Origin of the sequence: Pseudomonas sp. Pseusp97, assembly GCF_047304025.1 — a bacterium.
Lineage (GTDB): Bacteria > Pseudomonadota > Gammaproteobacteria > Pseudomonadales > Pseudomonadaceae > Pseudomonas.
Map to the genome: position 1 here is coordinate 1 of NZ_JBGLYK010000352.1, position 3,626 is coordinate 3,626.

2 protein-coding genes and 1 pseudogene are annotated in these 3,626 nt (G+C 68.3%); all 3 read left to right on the forward strand.

The features are described 5' to 3' along the window. The first annotated feature begins 249 nt into the window (after positions 1-249). Positions 250-1,410 carry a citronellyl-CoA dehydrogenase gene (atuD, locus tag ACCC94_RS28655; protein ID WP_413352974.1) on the forward strand — a complete coding sequence of 387 codons (1,161 nt, stop codon included), beginning with the start codon at positions 250-252 and terminating at the stop codon, positions 1,408-1,410. Positions 1,411-1,537: 127 nt separating this feature from the next. Then, a complete protein-coding gene (gene atuE / locus ACCC94_RS28660) occupies positions 1,538-2,335 on the forward strand; it encodes an isohexenylglutaconyl-CoA hydratase (RefSeq protein ID WP_413352975.1) in 798 nt (265 codons plus the stop codon). Between the two features lie 68 nt (positions 2,336-2,403). Continuing rightward, a pseudogene (gene atuF, locus ACCC94_RS28665) lies at positions 2,404-3,626 on the forward strand (geranyl-CoA carboxylase subunit apha); the annotation flags it as partial.

The window sequence follows — 3,626 nt, forward strand, 5'->3', positions numbered from 1 at the left end:
GCGGGGGGGGGGGGGGGGGTCTCTTTGTTTTGTGTGTGGGGGCGCCTCTGTTCCTGCCCGTTGTGGGGCTGCCCCCCCCCCCCCCCCCCCCCCCCCCCCCCCCCCCCCCCGGGGGTGGGGGCCGCCAAAGCGACCCGGCGTAATGCGAACCGTCCAGCCACTCCGGACAGCCCCCTCTCCCTTCAGGGAGAGGGTTGGGGAGAGGGCCAGAGGCGAGAACACAGGCAAGGCTCAAGGAGAACAACAACAATGATCTTCACCCAGGAACACGAAGAACTCCGCCGCACCGTCCGCAACTTTGTCGAGCGCGAGATCAACCCCTACGTCGACGAGTGGGAAAAGGCCGGCCGCTTCCCGATCCATGAGGTCTTCAAGAAGGCCGGCGACCTGGGCCTGCTGGGCATTTCCAAGCCGGAGAAATTCGGCGGCATGGGCCTGGACTACAGCTACTCGGTGGTCGCCGCCGAAGAGTTCGGCACCATCCATTGCGGCGGCGTGCCGATGGCCCTGGGCGTGCAGACCGACATGTGCACCCCGGCGCTGGCGCGCTTCGGCTCCGACGAGCTGCGCGAGGAGTTCCTCCGCCCGGCGATCGCCGGCGAGATGGTCGGCTGCATCGGTGTCTCGGAAGTCGGCGCCGGCTCCGACGTCGCCGGTCTGAAGACCACCGCGCGCAAGGATGGCGATGACTACATCATCAACGGCAGCAAGATGTGGATCACCAACTCGCCGTCCGCGGACTTCATCTGCCTGCTGGCCAATACCTCCGACGACAAGCCCCACGTCAACAAGTCGCTGATCATGGTGCCGATGAAGTCCAAGGGCATCAGCGTCAGCCCACACCTGGACAAGCTCGGCATGCGCAGCTCGGAGACCGCCCAGGTGTTCTTCGACGACGTGCGCGTGCCGCAGCGCAACCGTATCGGCGCCGAGGGCGCGGGCTTCATGATGCAGATGCTGCAGTTCCAGGAAGAGCGCCTGTTCGGCGCCGCCAGCGGGATCAAGGGCCTGGAGTACTGCGTCAACGCCACCATCGACTACTGCAAGGAGCGCAGGACCTTCGGCCAGGCGCTGATCGACAACCAGGTCATCCACTTCCGCATGGCCGAGCTGATGACCGAGATCGAGTGCCTGCGCGCCCTCACCTACCAAGCCACCGAGCAGTACATCCGCGGCAAGGACGTGACCCGCCTGGCCTCCATGGCCAAGCTCAAGGTCGGCCGCCTGGCCCGCGAAGTCACCGACGCCTGCCTGCAGTACTGGGGCGGCCAGGGCTTCATGTGGGAAAACCCGATCGCCCGCGCCTACCGCGACACCCGCCTGGTCTCCATCGGCGGCGGCGCGGACGAAATCATGCTGGGCATCATCTGCAAACTGATGGGCACCCTGCCGGGCAAGAAGAAGGGCTGACGCCTTGGGCTCTTCGTAGGATCGAGGGGGACGCCTAGTCCTTGCTCGCAAACAAACTCCGCAGCGGGGCTGTTCGCGAGCAAGCTCGCTCCTACAGAGACATTCCGAATCGACGAGGAATTGCGGCATGAACCAATTGCCGAACTGCGAAACCCTGCTGCTGGAGCGTGACGGCGGCGTGCTGCACGTCACCCTGAACCGCCCGGACAGCCGCAACGCCATGAGCCTGACGATGGTCGCGGAACTGCGCGCGGTACTTGCCGCCGTGCGCGCCGACCGTGGCGTGCGCACCATTGTCCTGCGCGGCGCCGGCGGGCACTTCTGTGCCGGCGGCGACATCAAGGACATGGCCGGCGCCCGCGCCGCCGGCCCGGACGCCTATGCCGCGCTGAACCGCGCCTTTGGCGGCCTGCTGGAGGAAGCCCAGGCGCAACCCCAGGTGCTGGTCGCCGTGCTGGAGGGCGCGGTGCTCGGCGGCGGCTTCGGCCTCGCCTGCGTCTCGGACATCGCCCTGGCGGCAGGTGATGCGCAATTCGGCCTGCCGGAAACCAGCCTCGGCATCCTGCCGGCGCAGATCGCGCCTTTCGTGGTCAAGCGTATCGGCCTGACCCAGGCCCGCCGGCTGGCCCTCACCGCTGCCCGCTTCGACGGCCGCGAGGCACTGCGCCTGGGCCTGGTACACGCCTGCGCGGACAGCGCCGAAAGCCTCGGTGAACAGCTTGCTCAGATGATCGACCAGGTGCGCCGCTGCGCCCCTGGCGCCAACGCCGCCACCAAGGCGCTGCTGCTGGCCACCGAGACCGAAGCCCTCGGTCCGCTGCTGGACGACGCCGCTCGCCAGTTCGCCGCTGCGGTGACCGGCGCGGAAGGTGCCGAAGGCACCCTGGCCTTCGTGCAGAAACGCAAACCGAACTGGGCGCAGTGACCCGACGCGCGCACCGAACAACCCCCTCTCCCCCGCAGGGAGAGGGCTGGGAGAGGGAAATAGCCAACATGCCCAGCTTCGACAAGATCCTCATCGCCAACCGTGGCGAGATCGCCTGCCGGGTGATCCGCACCGCCCACGACCTGGGCTACCGCACCGTGGCTGTGTACAGCGAGGCCGATGCCAACGCCCGCCATGTGCAACTCGCCGACGAAGCCGTGTGCATCGGCCCGGCACCGGTGGGCCAGTCCTACCTGAAGCCGGAAGCGATTCTCGACGCGGCGAAGCGCACTGGCGCCGGCGCCGTCCACCCCGGCTACGGCTTCCTCTCGGAGAACGCCGACTTCGCCCGCGCCTGCGAGGCCGCCGGGATCGTCTTCATCGGCCCCGGCGTGGAAGCCATCCACCTGATGGGCAGCAAGCGCCTGTCGAAGATCGCCATGCTTGAAGCCGGCGTACCCTGCATCCCCGGCTACGAAGGGGTGGATCAGGACGAAGCCACGCTCGCCCGCGAAGCGCAGCGCATCGGCTACCCGCTGATGATCAAGGCCAGCGCCGGCGGTGGCGGGCGCGGCATGCGCCTGGTGACCCGCAGCGAAGACCTCGCCGAACAGCTGCGCACCGCGCGTTCGGAAGCGCAGAACGCCTTCGGCAGCGGCGAGCTGATCCTGGAGAAAGCCGTGGTGCAGCCACGCCACGTGGAGATCCAGGTGTTCGGCGACAGCCACGGCCACATCGTCTACCTCGGCGAGCGCGATTGCTCGGTGCAGCGCCGCCACCAGAAGGTCATCGAGGAAGCGCCCTGCCCGGTGCTGACCGAGGAACTGCGCGCCGCCATGGGCGAGGCCGCGGTGAAGGCCGCTGCCTCGGTGAACTACCTGGGCGCCGGCACGGTGGAGTTCCTGCTGGATGCCAGCGGCGCCTTCTACTTCCTGGAAATGAACACCCGCCTGCAGGTGGAACATCCGGTCACCGAGCTGGTCACCGGCCAGGACCTGGTGGCCTGGCAGATCCGCGTCGCCGAGGGTCATCCGCTGCCGCTGACCCAGGCGCAGATCCAGCTCAGGGGCCACGCCATCGAAGTGCGCCTCTACGCCGAGGACACAGGTAACGGTTTCCTCCCGCAGACCGGCCAGGTACTGCGCTGGACGCCGCCGCAACTGGACGGCATCCGCATCGACCACGGCCTGCGCGAAGGCCAGCCGGTGACGCCGTTCTACGACCCGATGCTGGCCAAGGTCATCGCCTACGGCGCCACCCGCGACGAGGCCCGGCGCAAGCTGGTGCGCGC